At 60.1% G+C, this 16625-nt stretch carries 16 protein-coding genes; 3 read left to right on the top strand and 13 right to left on the bottom strand.

The window, feature by feature from the left end; all coding sequences use genetic code 11:
- Positions 1–8: 8 nt before the first annotated feature.
- Positions 9–851, bottom strand: a complete 843-nt coding sequence (gene cpdA, locus AC52Q4_RS09150) for a 3',5'-cyclic-AMP phosphodiesterase (protein ID WP_495536487.1) — start codon at positions 849–851, stop codon at positions 9–11.
- A gap of 117 nt (positions 852–968) precedes the next feature.
- Here cpdA and AC52Q4_RS09145 point away from each other — a divergent pair, with 117 nt between their 5' ends.
- Positions 969–1655: an O-methyltransferase gene (locus AC52Q4_RS09145; RefSeq protein WP_495536486.1), complete on the top strand. Its 687-nt coding sequence runs from the start codon at positions 969–971 to the stop codon at positions 1653–1655.
- Between the two features lie 142 nt (positions 1656–1797).
- Here AC52Q4_RS09145 and AC52Q4_RS09140 read toward each other — a convergent pair whose 3' ends face one another.
- Positions 1798–2364 carry a YfaZ family outer membrane protein gene (locus tag AC52Q4_RS09140; protein ID WP_495536485.1) on the bottom strand — a complete coding sequence of 189 codons (567 nt, stop codon included), beginning with the start codon at positions 2362–2364 and terminating at the stop codon, positions 1798–1800.
- Positions 2365–2735: 371 nt separating this feature from the next.
- On the opposite strand from AC52Q4_RS09140, the gene AC52Q4_RS09135 reads away from it, so the two are divergent.
- Positions 2736–3245: a DUF1269 domain-containing protein gene (locus AC52Q4_RS09135; protein WP_495536484.1), complete on the top strand. Its 510-nt coding sequence runs from the start codon at positions 2736–2738 to the stop codon at positions 3243–3245.
- A 19-nt stretch (positions 3246–3264) separates the two neighbouring features.
- Here AC52Q4_RS09135 and AC52Q4_RS09130 read toward each other — a convergent pair whose 3' ends face one another.
- The gene (locus AC52Q4_RS09130; RefSeq protein ID WP_495536483.1) at positions 3265–3933 is read right to left on the bottom strand and encodes a thiopurine S-methyltransferase; all 669 of its coding nucleotides are present in this window, start codon (positions 3931–3933) and stop codon (positions 3265–3267) included.
- Between the two features lie 141 nt (positions 3934–4074).
- Between AC52Q4_RS09130 and AC52Q4_RS09125 the strand changes: the two genes are divergently transcribed.
- The gene (locus AC52Q4_RS09125) at positions 4075–5511 is read left to right on the top strand and encodes an FAD-binding oxidoreductase (protein ID WP_495536482.1); all 1437 of its coding nucleotides are present in this window, start codon (positions 4075–4077) and stop codon (positions 5509–5511) included.
- Between the two features lie 77 nt (positions 5512–5588).
- Here AC52Q4_RS09125 and AC52Q4_RS09120 read toward each other — a convergent pair whose 3' ends face one another.
- The 10 genes from AC52Q4_RS09120 to AC52Q4_RS09075 form a co-directional block, all read right to left on the bottom strand.
- Positions 5589–6095, bottom strand: a complete 507-nt coding sequence (locus AC52Q4_RS09120) for a hypothetical protein (RefSeq protein WP_495536481.1) — start codon at positions 6093–6095, stop codon at positions 5589–5591.
- 312 nt (positions 6096–6407) lie between these two features.
- The gene (locus tag AC52Q4_RS09115; RefSeq protein ID WP_495536480.1) at positions 6408–7364 is read right to left on the bottom strand and encodes a hypothetical protein; all 957 of its coding nucleotides are present in this window, start codon (positions 7362–7364) and stop codon (positions 6408–6410) included.
- 293 nt (positions 7365–7657) lie between these two features.
- Positions 7658–8470, bottom strand: a complete 813-nt coding sequence (gene trpC, locus AC52Q4_RS09110) for an indole-3-glycerol phosphate synthase TrpC (RefSeq protein WP_495536479.1) — start codon at positions 8468–8470, stop codon at positions 7658–7660.
- A gap of 152 nt (positions 8471–8622) precedes the next feature.
- Entirely contained in the window at positions 8623–9657 is a 1035-nt protein-coding gene (gene trpD, locus AC52Q4_RS09105; RefSeq protein WP_495536478.1) for an anthranilate phosphoribosyltransferase, read from the bottom strand.
- A 43-nt stretch (positions 9658–9700) separates the two neighbouring features.
- Positions 9701–10294, bottom strand: a complete 594-nt coding sequence (locus tag AC52Q4_RS09100; RefSeq protein WP_495536477.1) for an anthranilate synthase component II — start codon at positions 10292–10294, stop codon at positions 9701–9703.
- A gap of 10 nt (positions 10295–10304) precedes the next feature.
- Positions 10305–11792, bottom strand: a complete 1488-nt coding sequence (gene trpE, locus AC52Q4_RS09095) for an anthranilate synthase component I (protein ID WP_495536476.1) — start codon at positions 11790–11792, stop codon at positions 10305–10307.
- Positions 11793–11879: 87 nt separating this feature from the next.
- The gene (locus AC52Q4_RS09090) at positions 11880–12602 is read right to left on the bottom strand and encodes a phosphoglycolate phosphatase (protein ID WP_495536475.1); all 723 of its coding nucleotides are present in this window, start codon (positions 12600–12602) and stop codon (positions 11880–11882) included.
- Positions 12599–13273: a ribulose-phosphate 3-epimerase gene (gene rpe, locus AC52Q4_RS09085; protein WP_495536474.1), complete on the bottom strand. Its 675-nt coding sequence runs from the start codon at positions 13271–13273 to the stop codon at positions 12599–12601. Before rpe ends, AC52Q4_RS09090 begins: the two co-directional genes overlap by 4 nt.
- Positions 13274–13539: 266 nt before the next feature.
- Positions 13540–15585, bottom strand: a complete 2046-nt coding sequence (locus tag AC52Q4_RS09080) for a putative bifunctional diguanylate cyclase/phosphodiesterase (RefSeq protein WP_495536473.1) — start codon at positions 15583–15585, stop codon at positions 13540–13542.
- 233 nt (positions 15586–15818) lie between these two features.
- Entirely contained in the window at positions 15819–16439 is a 621-nt protein-coding gene (locus AC52Q4_RS09075) for an acyl-homoserine-lactone synthase (RefSeq protein ID WP_495536472.1), read from the bottom strand.
- Positions 16440–16625: the final 186 nt, after the last annotated feature.

The raw sequence follows: 16625 nt of genomic DNA, 5'->3' as shown, positions 1-16625 counted from the left end.
TCAGGCTGCTATCGGTATCCCTCGCACTCAACGTCCACACTGCTCGAGGAGGCGTCGACACGGACGACCGATGTCTCAATACGGCCATCGCCATAGAGTTGCAACCAGCGAAACCCGGGCGGCGCATTATCGACGGCGAAGTCACGCTGACCGGGCCGAAACTGGACGCAAGTCGATGGGCTTGCGAGCAATCGAACACCCCGGCGGACCGACTCGAACTCCTGATGCACATGCCCCCACACGACGCCACGAACCCGCTCATGGCGATCCAGAATCTCGAATAGCTCGCCGCCGTTGTCCACGGCAATGCGATCAATCCAGTCGCAGCCGATGGCAATCGGATGATGATGCAGACAAACCAACGCATGGTGCTCGGGATGTGAGCTTAGGCATTGTTCGAGCATTTGCAGCTGCGATTCAGCCAAATGGCCGGCGGCGCTTCCGAGCAGGGAGGAATCCAGCATGATGAACTGCCACTGACCTAGCAGGGCGTTGTCGGACCAGGTCACGCGCCCGGCGTTGAAAATTCGGCGCATGACCGCAGGGTCATCGTGGTTGCCCGGGACCACGAGCGTGCGCACCGCCAGATCTTCGAATTGGCTCTTGAAACGGCTGTAGCCGCTCTCCGAGCCATCGTGCACCAAGTCACCGGTCACCAGAATCAAGTCTACGGGCCAGAACTCACCCAGAACCTTTTCCATCACCTCAGCATAGCTGCGCTCCGTATCAACTCCGACCAACCGGCCCGAGAGATCAGCGAACAGATGCGTATCGGTTACCTGCAACACCCGTAAGCTCCCGATGTCGTCCCTGACGCCACCGCGCCCTTGCGCCGTGGTAGCCTCGCTCACAGCCATCATTTGCCCCTGGTTGCATCCTGTCGTTGTGGATAGATAGGCGCTAGTATAGAAATGACTTTGGCGGCAAAATGCCGGGGTCGTCACAACCTATGCAGCACGCCTGAAGCCATGAGCAATCGTACCCTGCAACTCTCCAGTGAACTGCACGCCTATTTATTGTCGCAGGGGCTACGAGAGTCCGCCCTGCAGCGCCGGCTTCGCGAGGAGACGGCAGGGTTACGCGAAGCGGGCATGCAGATCGCCCCGGAGGAAGGCGCGCTGCTGGCGCTATTGGTACGTCTGCTCAATGCGCGCAACATTCTAGAAATCGGCACGTTTACCGGCTACAGCGCCCTGTCGATGGCGTTGGCCCAAACGGCCGACAGCCGCCTTGTCACCTGTGATTTAAACCGCGAGTGGACGGAAATCGCTCGGCGTTATTGGCATGAGGCCGGAGTGGCTGATCGCATCGAGCTCAGACTGGGGCCTGCCGTGGATACGCTGCGCGCGCTGCGCAGGGACGATTCCGCGGCGAGCCACTTCGATCTCGTGTTCATAGACGCCGACAAGCAAGGGTATCGTGATTACTATGAGCACGCCCTGGAGCTGGTGCGTCCGGGTGGGCTGATTGCCATCGACAACACGCTTTGGGCGGGCCGGGTGATTGACCCGGAACAAACAGACCTAGACACCTTGGCGATCAAGGAGCTCAATCGCTATTTGCACACCGACGAGCGTATTGAGCTGTGTTTGGTACCGATTGCCGATGGGCTCACACTGGCCTATAAATGCCATCCGCTCAAGGCGTTCACCTGAGAAGCCGATCATTCGCGCAACGCGGGCGTATCTGACAGTTCGCCTCTTGTGGCCCGGAAATCGGATGGGTGATTCCGGGGCCCGCAAAACGCTGCGATACATCCGAACCCACTGGCTGTTGACGCATACACCTCCGCCACCGTTAAAAGTCGAGCCTTACGCCGAGAATCGGTCCGGCATCGAAGGTACGGGTCTCATCACGTCGATCGTCACCAATGCGAACGGTACGGACACCCAAATAGACATTGGCATTACGCAATATCAAGTATTCCAAACGTAACGCCCCCTCGAAATAACGCTTCACATCGCCAACCGAGCTCACGTTCGGCGCGTAATAAATGTGGGCGCCGATGCCGAGGCGGTTGAAGGTGGGCCACGTGTACCGCACTTTGCCACCCAAGGCCAGCGCCGCACCCTCGGCATCCGGACCATCTTGCTCGATCAGCAACAACTTGCCGCCCACCCCAAGCTCCAACGCGCCGCGCCCGGGTTCCGGCGCATCGATCAGGAGTAGCGTGGCGTCAAGGACATCGCCATCGTCGATGTCGTGCAGCCAATGACCCCCTATTTCCAGACCGGAGTTGGTCAGCTGCTCAGCCAGCCCCGCCCGCACGGCATGCGGGCTGAGATTCACGTCCAGCGAGGTCGCCGCCGCGCTTGTGCCAATAAACATCAGCGATATGAACAAGCCCCTGAGACCAAAACGCATCTCATCACTCCTTTTGACTCCGATTTCTGTCAATCTCAGCAGGTTGATCTTGTATGGCACCTAGTGCTATTCGCCTAAGCAGTCACCAACCAGGCGCCCAGCCGTGGGCCGCTTCCGTTTTTACAGCTTGAACAGCGATCCGCCTTAGCGACTTGCCGTCACTGCAGCCCGTGATTGATTTTTGGCCAATCTGCCAACCGTTTACCTCCCGGACGGCGACGCAGGGCGGTGCAACATTCTTGGGCAGCAGGCGACCCGCTTGAAAGCCTGGGAACCTGCCCCTACTCTCGATAGTGTGAACATGAAAGTCAGAGGATCTGCAAAAAACCAATTGCAGTAGCAAGCACTCGCTGGGCAGCCTGGAGGCAAGTATGCGTAGGCTATATTTTTTACTCCCTAACGTGGAAACCACCCGCAACGTTGTCCATGAACTTCTGCTCAATCATGTGGAGGAGCGGCACATTCATATCGTGGCCCGCGAGGGGACGCCACTCGAGGATCTGCCAGCGGCCAGTGAATGGCAGAAAACCGATCTCATACCCGCCGCAGAGAAGGGTATGACGGCGGGAGGCATCACCGGTGCCCTGGCCGGGTTGGTCGCGGTAACCGTTCCCCCGGCGGGTTTGGTTATAGGCGGCGGGGCCGTGCTCGCGATGACATTGGTCGGCGCGGGCTTTGGGGCGTGGATGTCGAGCATGATCGGTGTCGCCAGGGACAGTACTCGGTTGGAGAAGTTTCGTGAAGCCATCGACGCGGGAGAAATTCTAATGCTGGTGGATGTACCCAAGCATCGTGTCGATGAGATCGACGACATGATACGTACCCATCACGAGGATGTGGACATCGAAGGAGTCGAACCGAACATACCGAATTTTCCGTAAAGGGTTTGCAGGAGGGGGTCTATTCCGACTGCGTCCGCCGGGTCAGACGATAGACCTTCTCCTGCAACCAAGTTAAGCCGCGTTCACGGAAACGCGGGTAGTCGTTAAGCACATCGGCCGTCCACATGACGTCGAGCGCAAAGCTCGCATGGTAAAGATCGCGAATTTCGGATTCAACAACCGCGAAAGGAGGGCCCGGCATCTCGTGCTGATCGTATTCAAACGTAATCAGCAACATCGGTAGCCCCGAAGGCAGCAATGCGCTGAGATGCGCCGCGTAACGGCGGCGCATGGGCGCTGGTAGTGCGACCAAGGAGGCCCGGTCGTAAACCGCCCCGATTGGCCCCGCGATCTGTGGGGTCAGGTCAAAAATGTCGCCGACAAGCAAGTCGATTCCGCTGCTTTGATAATGAATAAAAGGGCCGAGTTGGCGGTGAGTTACGCGCAGCGCGTTTTCACTGAAAAACTGCTCGGCGGCTCGCCGGCTGATCTCCACGCCGAGCACGGAATACCCCTGGGCATGCAACCACGCCATGTCGCGGCTTTTACCGCAGAGTGGAACCAGGACGCTCACACCATCAGGCACCCCCAGCACATTCCAATAACGCCGCAAATAAGCATTGACAGCAGGCTGATGAAAGCCAATCTCACCGCGGACCCAACGCTGTAACCAGAACTCGCGCTCCATTGCCTGTACCGTAGATTGCTGTGGGCACCCGACTCACAAATTCCTTGGTATTGTATTTACAATGTGCCCGGAAAATAGGTAGTAAACAGTAAGCGAGCCTTGGGCTCGGCACCGATTCCATAAGCCAAGCGGCAACCCGATATGGCCCCCCAGCACCAAGCACCCGAAGGCTTTTTCCAAGCGCTGCGAGAAGCCGTAGGCACGGAAGGCTTTGTCTGCGATCCGAGCGCAATGGCACCTTACCTCAAAGAGCGACGCGGGCGCTTCAAGCCTCAAGCAGCCGCCGTCGTCCTGCCCGCACATACCGCCGAAGTGACCGCCGTCGTGCGGGCCTGTGCTGCGGCGGGCGTAGCAATCGTGCCTCAAGGCGGAAATACCGGCTTATGCGGTGGTGCCGCCCCGCAGGATGCAAGCCGCCAAATCCTGCTCAATCTCAAGCGCATGAATCGCATACGTGCGATCGATCCTGCCAACTATACGCTCACGGCCGAGGCCGGTTGCGTATTGGCGAACGTCCAGGCAGCCGCCGCGACCGAACAACGGCTTTTTCCATTGAGCTACGCGGCGGAGGACCGCTGCCACATCGGTGGCAACCTATCCACCAATGCCGGCGGCATGAACGTGCTGCGCTACGGTAACGCGCGCGAACTCGTACTCGGCGTCGAGGTGGTGTTGGCGGACGGTCGCGTCTGGAATGGGCTGAATTCGTTACGCAAGGATAATAGCAGCTATGATTTCAAGGATTTATTCATCGGCGCCGAGGGCACGCTCGGCATCATTACGGCCGCCGTGCTCAAACTCTATCCTCAGCCTCGACATCGTGCCTCGGCCATCGTCGGCCTTCGCCAGCTCGAGAGCGCGAGCGTGCTGCTCGACATGCTGCGCTCGGCTGCCGGAGAAACATTGGTCGCCTGTGAGGTAATGGGCCGCGTTCCAGTCGAGTTCGCATTGCGCCATATAGAGGGTTGTAACGAACCGTTCACGGCCCCCTACCCGTGGTATCTGTTAATTGAGGTCACCAGCTCACGCTGCAGGGAACAGCTCCCCGACCTACTGTGCGAGACGCTACAGCAGGCCGCCCGGTACGAACTGCTCGCCGAATGGCGCGTAGCCGGAGACCGCGTTTCCGCCGAGGCGTTGTGGCGTATTCGCAAGGGCATTCCGGCCGCACAGCAATACGAGGGCGGCAGCATCAAACACGACGTCTCGATCCCGATCTCGCGGATCGCCGAGTTTATCGAACGGGCGAGCACGGCGGTGGTTTCGCGCGTTCCCGGGATTCGCCCCTGCCCCTTCGGGCATATCGGCGATGGCAACATACACTTCAATCTCTCGCAGCCTCCCGCGATGGACTCAGCGGATTTTCTCACTCATTGGGAGGCGCTCAGTCGCGTCGTGCATGATATCGTTGCTGATATGAGTGGCTCTTTTGCCGCCGAGCACGGAATAGGCCGCCTCAAGCCAGCCGAAGTCGCGCACTACAAATCAAGCGTGGAGATCGATCTGATGCGCCGCCTGAAGACAGCGTTCGACCCCACCGGCATTCTCAACCCGGGTGCCGTCATTCCTTCACCATGAGCATAACGCGCGGTAAGCGCCTATTGATACGATCACCGCCTGCGGCGGGCACAGCTGAAGCGCGTGTGCTTTGTCAATCAACGCGCTGGAGCACGACGCAGCTCGCGCACGAAGCTCGCCAAGCCACGGGCCCCGAGAAAGAGCACAGCACCCAACGCCATACGAATGGCAGGCGCCGCCAACCCGGCGATTGCTTCCGTCGAGCTCGCGATCTGTATGTGGTTGGACAGCAACGGCCACGCGGCAATAAAAATATCCGGGAGGGAATCCGCCGCCAAATACAGACCGACGGCCGAATAAGCGATGACCTGCGCGTCATCCACCGTAACAGTGCCACCTTGCGCAAGCGAACGGCCGCGCCGCGCCGGAAGCACCCAATCGGCGATCCGCCCCACACACACCCACAGCAGCGCTGCCACCAGAAGGCACAGCGGCAACCCCAGCAGGCTATTCGCGCTGTCAACTGCCGCTGCGGCCGGCAGGTGGCCATGAACAGACGGTTGCAACGGCGAAAGTAGCGCTTGTAAGGCAATGAATAACGCAAACAGCCTTATACTGAGAACCACCAGACCACGATTGGTCATGCCTCGTTCCCTCAATACATCCAGCCTCAGTGCGCATCATCGGCAATAATCTGGATAACTCGATAGCGTGGTGGCGCATCCAAGTGCCGTCAAATGCCAAGGACTGCGCCATTCCGTTGCCGAGCACCAATATAGCGATTAAGGCGGAAACTGGATCTTAGCTTCGAAGAGCAAGCTCGAATGAGCGCTCGAGCTACACGAATGGACCCGATGGCGGCAACTGCCGCTTTGGCAGGGACACAGCGAATACAGCCGAGATCGAAGTACGACGCAGCGGGTACGCCTGGGCGCAACTCCTCGCGGCGGACACGCTCAAAACGGGCTCCCCGCGCCAACCGTAGGCGTTCTCGGTTGATCGGCAATTGCGAGTAGATTACGCGCAAGCTGAACGCTCGTCTCGAGGGGAATTTGTCCGATCGGAGCCAGACTGATTCCGATGGGGAAGCCGCTGTGGCTGTTGCGCCAATGCTGATGGATTTCCGCCCACATTCGCTCAAGATGCTGCAATGAACGCTCCGCCACCTGCTCCGGATGACGTGCCATCCACGTCTCGAGCTCCTCAGAGAGGCTCACGCCCAACCAATGGAGAAAACGAATATTACGCGGCGACTTCACCGGACACACGGTAAGCAACAACGTGGGGGGCGTCGTTTGGGGGCCGACAGTTTGAAGCTCGTCGAGCAAATCCGTGAATTCCCGTCCATGATAAAGAATTTGAGTGGTGAAGAAATCCGCGCCGGTATCCAGCTTGCGTACCATGCGCTTGGCTTCTTCCGCGCGCGTGGGAATGCAGATGTTCCCTACCCGTAAATCGCAATCGTCGATGATCCGGTGTACAAGCTCGTTGGTCTCGGGAACCGAGGGACCCGGGTAGCGAACACCCGCCTTTTCACCGCCAACCAGCACGAATCGGCGGATCCCGTACTCCTCCCAAGTCTGGCGAAACCACTCGGCTTGACGTTCCCACGGCAAATGAACGACGACGCGATTGATAATACAATCGAGGCCAAGACGCTCCTGGATGCGCTTCGCCAGGACTCGCGGCTCAACACGTGGCTCGAACGGCTTGAGTCGCTCACCTTTCTTGCTTTTGGAACTTTCCTCGCGAATTTCGGGAATGTTCACGCCGTCGAGATTTACCGCGGCGTGAATCGCCTCGATCTTCTCCAAAACGGCATCGATACCGCCAACACCCTGTCTGAGCAGCGGCGGCACCGCCTCCAGGTAAATAGGTATCGACCGATTTATGACGGTCTTTGGCAAGCTCACGAGTTCCCCCTTTGTTTCGCTCAGTTGACTCTTGTTACCTCGCCCGTGCCTTGCGCGCTTTTCATCCGATCGGGTGTGCACAGACACGAGCGCAGCAATCGCGGGAGTCTCGACGCAAACCCATACCAAGTCAACTGCGCCCGCCCCGCTTGCTAGCGGGCACCGCATGATTTTTTTGCGGCTGCAGCTACCCCCGTTTGGGGGCGGAATGGCTCGTCGAGAGTGCCGCCCGCACTTGTGTCTCTCATCACGAGAGAGCAGGCAGCCGCCGGCAGCGACAGAGCACGAGAGTCTTATACAGTAGCAAAAAGCGCTTGCAGCTTCTCACCCGGGTCGGGCATGCGCATGCAGGCCTCGCCGACGAGAAAGCAATGCACTCCGTGGGCACGCATGTGCTCTACCTCCTCGGCGGTAAGGATACCGCTCTCGGTCACTAGCAGCACATCCGAGGGCACCTGCTCACGCAGTTTGAGCGTTGTCTCGATATCGGTCTCGAAGGTGTGTAAATCGCGGTTGTTGATTCCGATTAGTCGGGGACCGATCGCAAGCGCCCGTTCCAGCTCCTGCGCCGAGTGGACCTCCACCAACACGTCCATCCCCAATTCCCGCGCCAGAACATAGAGCTCCAGCAAGCTCGCATCTCCAAGGGCGGCGACGATAAGCAGAATGCAGTCAGCCCCCAACGCGCGAGATTCATAGACTTGATAGGCGTCGATGATGAAGTCTTTGCGCAACATAGGCAGTCCGGAGACGTGGCTCGCCGTCTGCAGATCCTCATCACAGCCCTGGAAGAAATCCTCATCGGTGAGCACGGAAAGGCAAGTCGCCCCCGCCCGACGGTAGCTCGCGGCGATACTCGGCACATCGAACTCGGGCCGCAGCACACCTTTGCTGGGCGAGGCTTTCTTTATTTCGGCGATGACGCCAGGACGTCCGGCATCGACCTCTCGCTGCAGGGCCGCCAAAAACCCGCGCGGCACGGGTGCATGCTCTACCCGTTCGCTGAACGCTTTGAGACCGAACTGCTCACTGCGCTCGGCGATGATCTCGGCTTTGCGTCGCAGAATTCGCTTGAGCACATCCGGGGTATCGCTCGAAACTCCCATACGAACCGCCCTCTTCGATACGATCGTGCCACGCGCGGCGCCTGGTCGAGCATCGGTCACCTGCAGAGGTCGCCGACCCGCCACTATACGACAACTGCTCTTCGAGCCCCGAGCGCCTTGAGGGCGCTTGGCGACTATCGGCGAGAGCCCGCTCAGCCGTCCGTCGATCCTTTGAACTGATTCGTATAGGCGAGGTATTCGTCCAGCTTGTCCCGAGCGGCCCCGCTCGCCAAGACATCCCGAGCTCGCGCGACGCCGTCCTCGAGGCTCTCCGCTAGCCTGGCCACATAGATCGCGGCTCCGGCGTTAAGGGTGAGGATATCAGCGCCGGGCCCGGATTGTCCCTCGTAGATTCGCCGGATGACGGCCAAGCTCTCCGCAGCGCTGCCGATGCGGATGGCATCCAGTGGCGCGCGCGCCATGCCACAGCGTTCCGGCTCGAGGATGTACTCGCGGACCTCACCGTCGTTGAGCTCCGCAACACGCGTCGGCGCGCTGATACTGATCTCGTCGAGTCCGTCGGCCGCATGCACGACCATGACCCGTCGGCTTCCCAGCTTCCGCAACGCCTCCGCGATGGGGCGTAGCCAATGTTCGCTGAATACGCCGACCAATTGATGCGGGGCCTCAGCCGGATTGGTAAGGGGCCCGAGCAGATTGAACAGCGTCCGCACCCCCATTTCCCGCCGCGGACCGATCGCGTGGCGCATGGCGGAATGGTGCCTGGGTGCGAACAGAAAGCCGACTCCGATGCGTTCGATGCAATCGGCGACCTGCGTGGGATCGAGATTCAAGTTAGCCCCGGCCGCCTCGAGCACGTCAGCGCTGCCGCAGGAACTCGAGACCGAGCGGTTGCCGTGCTTGGCCACCTTGCCGCCGGCGGCCGCGACCACGAAAGCGGCCGCGGTGGAAACGTTGAATGTCCCCTTCGCGTCCCCGCCGGTGCCGCAGGTGTCGACTAGATGAGCGGAATCCACCACGACACGGACCGCCAACTCGCGCATGACCTCCGCGGCTGCGGCGATCTCTTCGACCGTCTCGCCCTTCATGTGCAATCCGATCAGAAACCCACCGATCTGCGCCGCGGTCGCCTCGCCGGTCATTATCGCGCGCATCACGGCACTCATCTGCCCGCGGCTGAGATGCTGGCGACGCATCACGGCGCGTATCGCGCTCTGGATATCCATTCAGCGGCCTCGCCCGCGCTGCCGAGGTTTACCGCCATTCATCTCAGGCCACTTGTCTGGGGCAAACGAGGAAATTACGCAGCAAATCATGCCCGGTGAGCGTCATGATTGACTCGGGATGAAACTGCACCCCTTCCACGGCCAGCGAGCGATGCCGAACCCCCATGATCTCTTCCACCGTGCCGTCGCTATTTTGCGTCCAGGCCGTTACCTCGAGACAATCGGGCAACGCGTCACGTTCAAGCACCAGTGAGTGATAGCGCGTCGCCTGCAATGGATTCGGCAATCCGCTGAAGACCCCCCGCCCGTTGTGATAGACATCGGACACCTTGCCGTGCAGCACACGAGCGGCATGCACGACCCGCGCACCAAAGCTCTGGCCAATGGCTTGGTGGCCGAGACAGACTCCGAGCAACGCGATACGTCCGGCAAAATGTCGAACGACCTCCAGGGAGATACCGGCCTCGTTGGGCGTACACGGTCCGGGCGAGATGACAATACGCTGCGGCGCCAGCCGTTCGATCTCCTCGAGGGTGATCGAATCGTTGCGGTAAACCCTCACATCGGCACCCAGCTCGCTCAGGTACTGCACCAGGTTGTAGGTAAAGGAGTCGTAATTGTCGATCATCAGCAGCATGGCGCCACCTTTAGCTATCCAATCCCGCTTCTGCCATGGCTACGGCGCGGAACAACGCGCGCCCCTTGTTCAGGGTTTCTTCCCATTCCAGACGCGGCACAGAGTCGTGTACCACGCCGCCACCGGCCTGTATATGGACACAGCCGTCTTTAACCACGGCCGTACGAATGGCGATCGCCACATCCATATTGCCGGACCAGGACAGATAGCCTACCGCGCCAGCATAGACACCTCGCTTCACGGACTCGACTTCATCGATGATTTCCATCGCCCGAATTTTTGGCGCTCCGGATAGAGTGCCCGCCGGGAACGTCGCCCGCAGCACATCCATGGGTCCCAGCGGCTTGCGCAGCCGACCAGTCACGTGAGAGACGATGTGCATGACGTGCGAATAGCGCTCTATGGTCATCCGGTCCGTGACGCGCACGCTGCCGACCTCGCTGACTCGCCCCACATCGTTGCGGCCCAGATCGATCAGCATCAGATGCTCCGCGAGCTCTTTGGGATCGGCCAGTAGCTCCTCCTCCAATGCCAGATCTTGCGATTCGGTGGCCCCGCGCCGCCGCGTTCCGGCAATGGGGCGCACCGTGACCTCGCCATCCTCGAGCCGACAAAGTATTTCCGGCGAGGAGCCGGCAATCTGGAAGTCGTCGAGATCGAGAAAGAACATATAAGGCGAGGGGTTAGTGCAACGCAGGGCGCGGTAGAGATCGAGCGAGTGCCCGCGATAGGCTGTCGTCATACGCTGCGATGGCACAACTTGCATGCAATCCCCGTTGACGATGTAACGCTTGATGCGTTCCACGACCGCCTCGTACTGCGACTGCGTAAAATTCGAGGTGAAATCCTCCTCGGCGACCTCGTGGCGCGGCTTGCCGAGGCGGTAGCGGTTTACACCGCCGCGCAGCCGCTCCGCCAGCTCCGAGAGTCGCGCTCGGCCGCGATTGAAGGCATCGCTTGCCGCGGGATCGACATGAACCACCACGTAGAGCTTACCGGCCAGATTATCGAATACCAGCACCTCCTCCGAGACCATGAGCAGAATATCCGGAACACCCAACGGGTCGGGATTCGGGCACGGGCCGAGGCAGGACTCGGTGTAGCGGACGGTGTCGTATCCGAAATAACCGACCAAACCACCCAGAAACCGTGGCATGTGCGGAAAATCCGGCGACGGAGCCGCCCTCACTTCGTGATGAAACCGCTCGATCCACAGCAGCGGATCCGCGACGTCACGGCGCTCAACGACCTCGCCGTCGCGAACGACTTCCACCCGCTGTCCGTACACACGGAGAAACGTGCGACAGGGGACACCGATGATCGAATAGCGACCCCATTTCTCTCCGCCCTGGACCGATTCCAACAGAAAGCTATACGCGCCTTCCGCGAGCTTGAGATAGGTTGATAGCGGGGTATCGAGGTCGGCTAAAACCTCGCGCATCAGCGGAATACGGTTGTATCCCGCCTTTTCCAGGCGATCGAATTGTCTCTGGTCCATCGTCACCACCAACAGGCGTGATTCGCAAAAGCGCAGTTACCTCACCGGTAATGACGCCATCGCTCGTGCAGCCCCTGTTGCGCCTCGTTATCGTAGGTGGTGACCGTCAACTGCTGCATTTGCCTGTGTATTGCCTTCGAGCAATGCCGGAAGCTCGCTTAGCGATTGAATCATGACATCGGGGGCGGTCAAAAAGGTCTCGTCGCCATGGTTATAGCCGTACGGAACTCCAACGAAGCCCAGACCTGCCCGCCGCGCCGCTTCGACATCGGTCATCGAGTCACCGACCATAATCGCGTTTTGCGTCTCACCGCCGCATATTTCCACGGCCCGTAGCAATGGCTCCGCGGCAGGCTTCTTCTCGGTTACCGCATCTCCGCTTACGACCGTGCGAAACGCCTTTCTCAGGCCGAGCGACTCCAGGAGTGGCTCGGTGAACCGGGCGGGCTTATTGGTTACCACCCCCAGACGCAGACCACGCTCCACCAGCTCATCGAGGGCAGCGACGACCCCGGGGTAGGGCAAGGTGCGATCGCTGAGATGATCGGCGTAGTAATCCAGGAACAGCCCCAGGCCGCGTTCGAAAAGCTCCCGTTCCCTGCCGGTAGCTGCCTCGAGCGCACGTTTGACGAGGTGATTCACGCCGTGGCCGATCCAGGTCCGCACCCGCGCTTCACCCGCCGGTGCAAGGCCCAGGGACTCGAGCATGTGATCCACGCCAGCCGCCAAGTCGGGAGCGGTATCCACCAGCGTGCCGTCGAGATCGAACAACACGACATGAATGCCAGAGAACATGCCTTTATTATTCAAGCGGCCACCGTTTCCAATTCGGCACGCATATTGCTAATCACCTGTTGATAGTCGTCCGCTCCGAAGATCGCGGAACCGGCGACGAAAGTATCCGCACCCGCCTCGGCCGCGGCACGGATGTTGTCGGTCTTGATCCCACCATCGACCTCCAGCCGAATCGGGCGGTTGCTCGCGTCGATCAGCGAACGTGCCTCGCGCAGCTTCTCGAGAGCGGCGGGAATAAACGTCTGTCCGCCAAAACCGGGGTTCACCGACATAATCAGCACCATGTCCACCTTGTCGATGACATAGCGCAAGTAATCCAACGGTGTCGCGGGATTGAACACCAAACCTGCACGACAGCCGTTGTCGCGAATGAGTTGCAGGGTGCGGTCGATGTGTTCGCTGGCCTCCGGGTGGAAAGTGATCCAACTTGCACCGGCCTTGGCAAAAGCCGGCACGATTTCGTCGACAGGCTTAATCATGAGGTGGACATCGATGTCCGCGGTGATGCCATCCTCCCGCAACGCCTTGCAGACCACCGGGCCGATCGTAAGGTTGGGGACATAGTGATTGTCCATTACATCGAAGTGCACCATATCCGCGCCCGCATCCAGCACACGCCGAACCTCGTCACCCAAACGTGCGAAATTGGCCGAGAGGATGGACGGTGCCACCTTAAAATCCCGCATAGCGTATCACCCCGATACTCGCTGCTCCCTGAGGGTAGAGTACTCTAACCTAATCGCGGTCAATTTTCAGCCGGCAGACGAAGTGCGCCCGGCACAAAGACCCGCCACGAGAGCCAACCCTGAAGCGGCCGGCGCCCGCCTGCAACCGAACCAATGCTTGCTATGGGGAAATCGGGGAATTACGGGGGTCGCGGCGCAGTGAATGAGGCGCCGCGTGGTGTGACAGACGGTCGCGTTGCCGGCCGGAGCGCGCAGCCGAATGGCGCCTATCCTAAACGGCCTGACCAGCGAACGCGCGCCTCGGCGGCTGGCACCGGCGGTGCGAAAAAGAAACCCTGGACCACGATCCCCGGCCACTGGCGCAGAAAACGCGCCTGACTCTCGCTCTCGACCCCCTCGGCTACCACGCCGAGACCGAGGCTTTGCGCCATGGCGATGATCGCGCCTGCAATGGCCCTGTCGTCGCTGCCACCCGATACATCCGCGATGAAGCTACGGTCGATCTTGAGCGCCGATACCGGGAAGCGCTTCAAATAAGCCAGTGATGAGTAACCCGTACCGAAATCATCCACCGCGATGGCGACGCCGAGCTGCTTGAGCGCCGCCAGACTGGCATGCACCGACGCCGTGTGATCCATGAGCAGGGTCTCGGTCAACTCGAGCTCCAACGCCGATGCGGGTAGGCCGCTTGCCGCGAGCACCCGTTCGACTGACCGCGCGAAACCCGAATGGCGGATCTGCTCGGCGGAAACATTCACGGCCAGACGAAGCGGTCGACCGAGATCCCGCGACAAAGTGACCAAGAAGCGGCAAGCCTCGTGCAGGATCCACTCCCCCACCGGCACGATCAGCTTGGTCTCCTCCAGCATCGGGATGAACTCGCCCGGCGTGATCAGTCCTCGTTGCGGATGCCGCCAGCGCAACAGCGCCTCGAGCCCGACGACTTTATGACCCCGGACCTCGACCAACGGCTGATAGTAGACAATGAATTCCTGGCGCTCCAGCGCGTGACGCAGCTCGGCCTCCAGCCGCAGGCGGTCCGAGACGCCGCATTCAAATGCGGCCGTGTAGAAACAAAAATTGTTGCGCCCCTGGGACTTGCCGCGATACATCGCGATCTCGGCCTTGCGCAACAAATCGGCGGGCTCGTCATCGACCCGATCGTATACGGCGAAACCCGAGCTGGCGGTTACGAACAACTCATGTTCAGCAATGAAAAACGGCTGGGAAATGGCGTTCAGGATACTTCGCGCCAAGATTCTAATTTCATTGGCACTCTGATTGCCTTCGATCAACAATGCGAATTCGTCGCCACTGAGACGGGCTAGCGTGTTCTCGTCGCCTACCTGGCGCTTGATGCGCCGCGCGATCTCGCGCAGTACGTCATCGCCGGCGCGATGCCCAAGGGTTTCATTGAAGTCCTTGAACCGATCAATATCGATATACCCCAGCGCAAGGCTACTCTCGCCGCGCGCGCAACGCGCTGCAGCCACCCTGAGCCGGTCGGTGAAAAGCGCCCGATTAGGCAATCCTGTCACCGCGTCAAAATTGATCAAGTGCCGCAATCGCGCTTCGCGTTGTTGCTCTTCGGTAGAATCGTGAACCTGCAATAGCGCCATGGGTTCGGGGAAATCTTCGAGAGGAATTACGCTTACGACCACCGAGAAACCGCCGCCATCCCCGCCCGCGCCCCATAACGCGAGCTGCTCCTGACAACCCAGGCGAAGCGCATCGCAGAGCAGACCGGTCACCGTACGTGCGTCCGTGCTGATATCCGGTATGGGCATGCTGAGCAGTTGTTCCACGCTATGGCCGAGCGCGTTGCCGCGCGACTGGCGAAAGAGGTTTTCGCCGCTGCGATTGATGAATCGCACCACCCCTTTGCCGTCCACCAACAGCAAAGCTTCCGTGGCCGCCTCGACCATGCTTTGGAACCACTCCGAGGCGAACCATGGGTCGGTGGGGGGCGGCTCCGGGCTGATACCGGATGCGACCTGCAGCCTAATCACTGGCCGCTCGCCGCCGATTACCTCCAAATTCGCCCGGGTCGGTATGATTTGCCCGTGGCGGCTCAGCCAGCACAGCACCAGGCTCTCGATGCAGGGCATGCGCTCGCGCTGCAACAGATGCTTGAGCACATCCTGCAGGCGAGCTCGAAAATCGGGTTGCAGCAGTTCGACGACCGCCCGGCCGTCGATGTCCTCGCAGCGGTAGCCAAGCAGCGCGGCGAGATCCGTATTGCTTCGCGTGAGACGCCCGTCCGCGTCGATAAAGGCAGCGGGCCCAGGGAAGCCGCAGTCGTCACTCGGCAACGGGCTTTCGCTGGCAACGCCAGGCCGCACTATGGAATGAAACGCTTCTGGCCTGATGCGTGGCACTCGGGCAGCCATTGATCGTCACCCTTCTCGTAGCCTCAATCGCTTGCGTGCTGTTCTTCTATATATCGATGCATCGTCGAAGTAACGACGCCACTGCCATGCCTCGGCGCTTCTAACCAACGGGCGCGCTTGCGCCCAACAACCGTAGCAATCGCCTAGCCGCGCGACTACGCCGCCCCCTCGAGTACGGATTCGTAGGGCAACGGGTGCAGCACCTGATGCAACTCAGCGCTAATCGGGACTCGACACGCAACCGAGAGCACCTCGCCAAGCTGAGTCGGCGCACCGTCACCGAACCGCACCAACGGGAAGCGCAAACTGCGCAGCATCCGTTCGACCGCCACGCTGGTGACAAATACGAGCTCGCGAATCCCTTGGGAGCAAGAAAAGCCATAGCAAGCACGCAAAAGCTCAAACAAGTCCTGGGAGCATGTCAGCTGCCCCCCTGCGTGGCGGTGAGCCGGCTCGACGGCAAACCGCGAAAGCTCCCATACATCGCCGGCACAAGGTGCCGGCTCGCCCCGCAGCATCTCGGCGAAAACATCCCGCAGCATGTAGGGACCACTGGTCGGCAGCAATCGGAATGTCCCGATGATCGACCCGCGATGAAAATAAGCGGTATATACGGGATCAAGGGCATCATAGGCATCCACTTCCAGAGCATGGCGGCTGGGAACCTGCCACCCTAGACGTTCCTTGAACACCCGATGGCGAAACCGGTATAGCGCTCGCAGTGACTCAGGAGAGAAGACGCAATCGGACGGTCTCCCGATGAGCATTTCCTGCATCTAAATCCCCGTTCCATGCCGACTGTTTTATGCCGCTAACATCCAGTAAACGGAAACGACAACGGCCTCATAACTGTAAGTTATTACAGGTTTGCAGCCGTTTGCTTTCATCCGAACGCGTGAGTCGAATCGATTCTGAAGACCTTGCCCGGTTGACGGGGTGCACCAAGTCAGCTCTACTCATCC

The sequence above is a fragment of the Nitrococcus sp. genome (assembly GCF_059432795.1).
Note: the sequence above shows the minus strand (reverse complement) of the source record. Positions and strands in the feature narration are given on the sequence as shown.

Excerpts from the sequence above, each read along its gene's own strand:
- trpC (WP_495536479.1), bottom strand. The coding sequence starts at position 8,470 with ATGGGAGTTTCGAGCGATACCCCGGATGTGCTCAAGCGAATTCTGCGA.
- AC52Q4_RS09135 (WP_495536484.1), top strand. The coding sequence starts at position 2,736 with ATGCGTAGGCTATATTTTTTACTCCCTAACGTGGAAACCACCCGCAAC.
- AC52Q4_RS09140 (WP_495536485.1), bottom strand. The coding sequence starts at position 2,364 with ATGCGTTTTGGTCTCAGGGGCTTGTTCATATCGCTGATGTTTATTGGC.
- AC52Q4_RS09120 (WP_495536481.1), bottom strand. The coding sequence starts at position 6,095 with ATGACCAATCGTGGTCTGGTGGTTCTCAGTATAAGGCTGTTTGCGTTA.
- AC52Q4_RS09075 (WP_495536472.1), bottom strand. The coding sequence starts at position 16,439 with ATGCAGGAAATGCTCATCGGGAGACCGTCCGATTGCGTCTTCTCTCCT.
- rpe (WP_495536474.1), bottom strand. The coding sequence starts at position 13,273 with ATGCGGGATTTTAAGGTGGCACCGTCCATCCTCTCGGCCAATTTCGCA.
- AC52Q4_RS09145 (WP_495536486.1), top strand. The coding sequence starts at position 969 with ATGAGCAATCGTACCCTGCAACTCTCCAGTGAACTGCACGCCTATTTA.
- trpD (WP_495536478.1), bottom strand. The coding sequence starts at position 9,657 with ATGGATATCCAGAGCGCGATACGCGCCGTGATGCGTCGCCAGCATCTC.
- AC52Q4_RS09100 (WP_495536477.1), bottom strand. The coding sequence starts at position 10,294 with ATGCTGCTGATGATCGACAATTACGACTCCTTTACCTACAACCTGGTG.
- AC52Q4_RS09125 (WP_495536482.1), top strand. The coding sequence starts at position 4,075 with ATGGCCCCCCAGCACCAAGCACCCGAAGGCTTTTTCCAAGCGCTGCGA.
- trpE (WP_495536476.1), bottom strand. The coding sequence starts at position 11,792 with ATGGACCAGAGACAATTCGATCGCCTGGAAAAGGCGGGATACAACCGT.
- AC52Q4_RS09130 (WP_495536483.1), bottom strand. The coding sequence starts at position 3,933 with ATGGAGCGCGAGTTCTGGTTACAGCGTTGGGTCCGCGGTGAGATTGGC.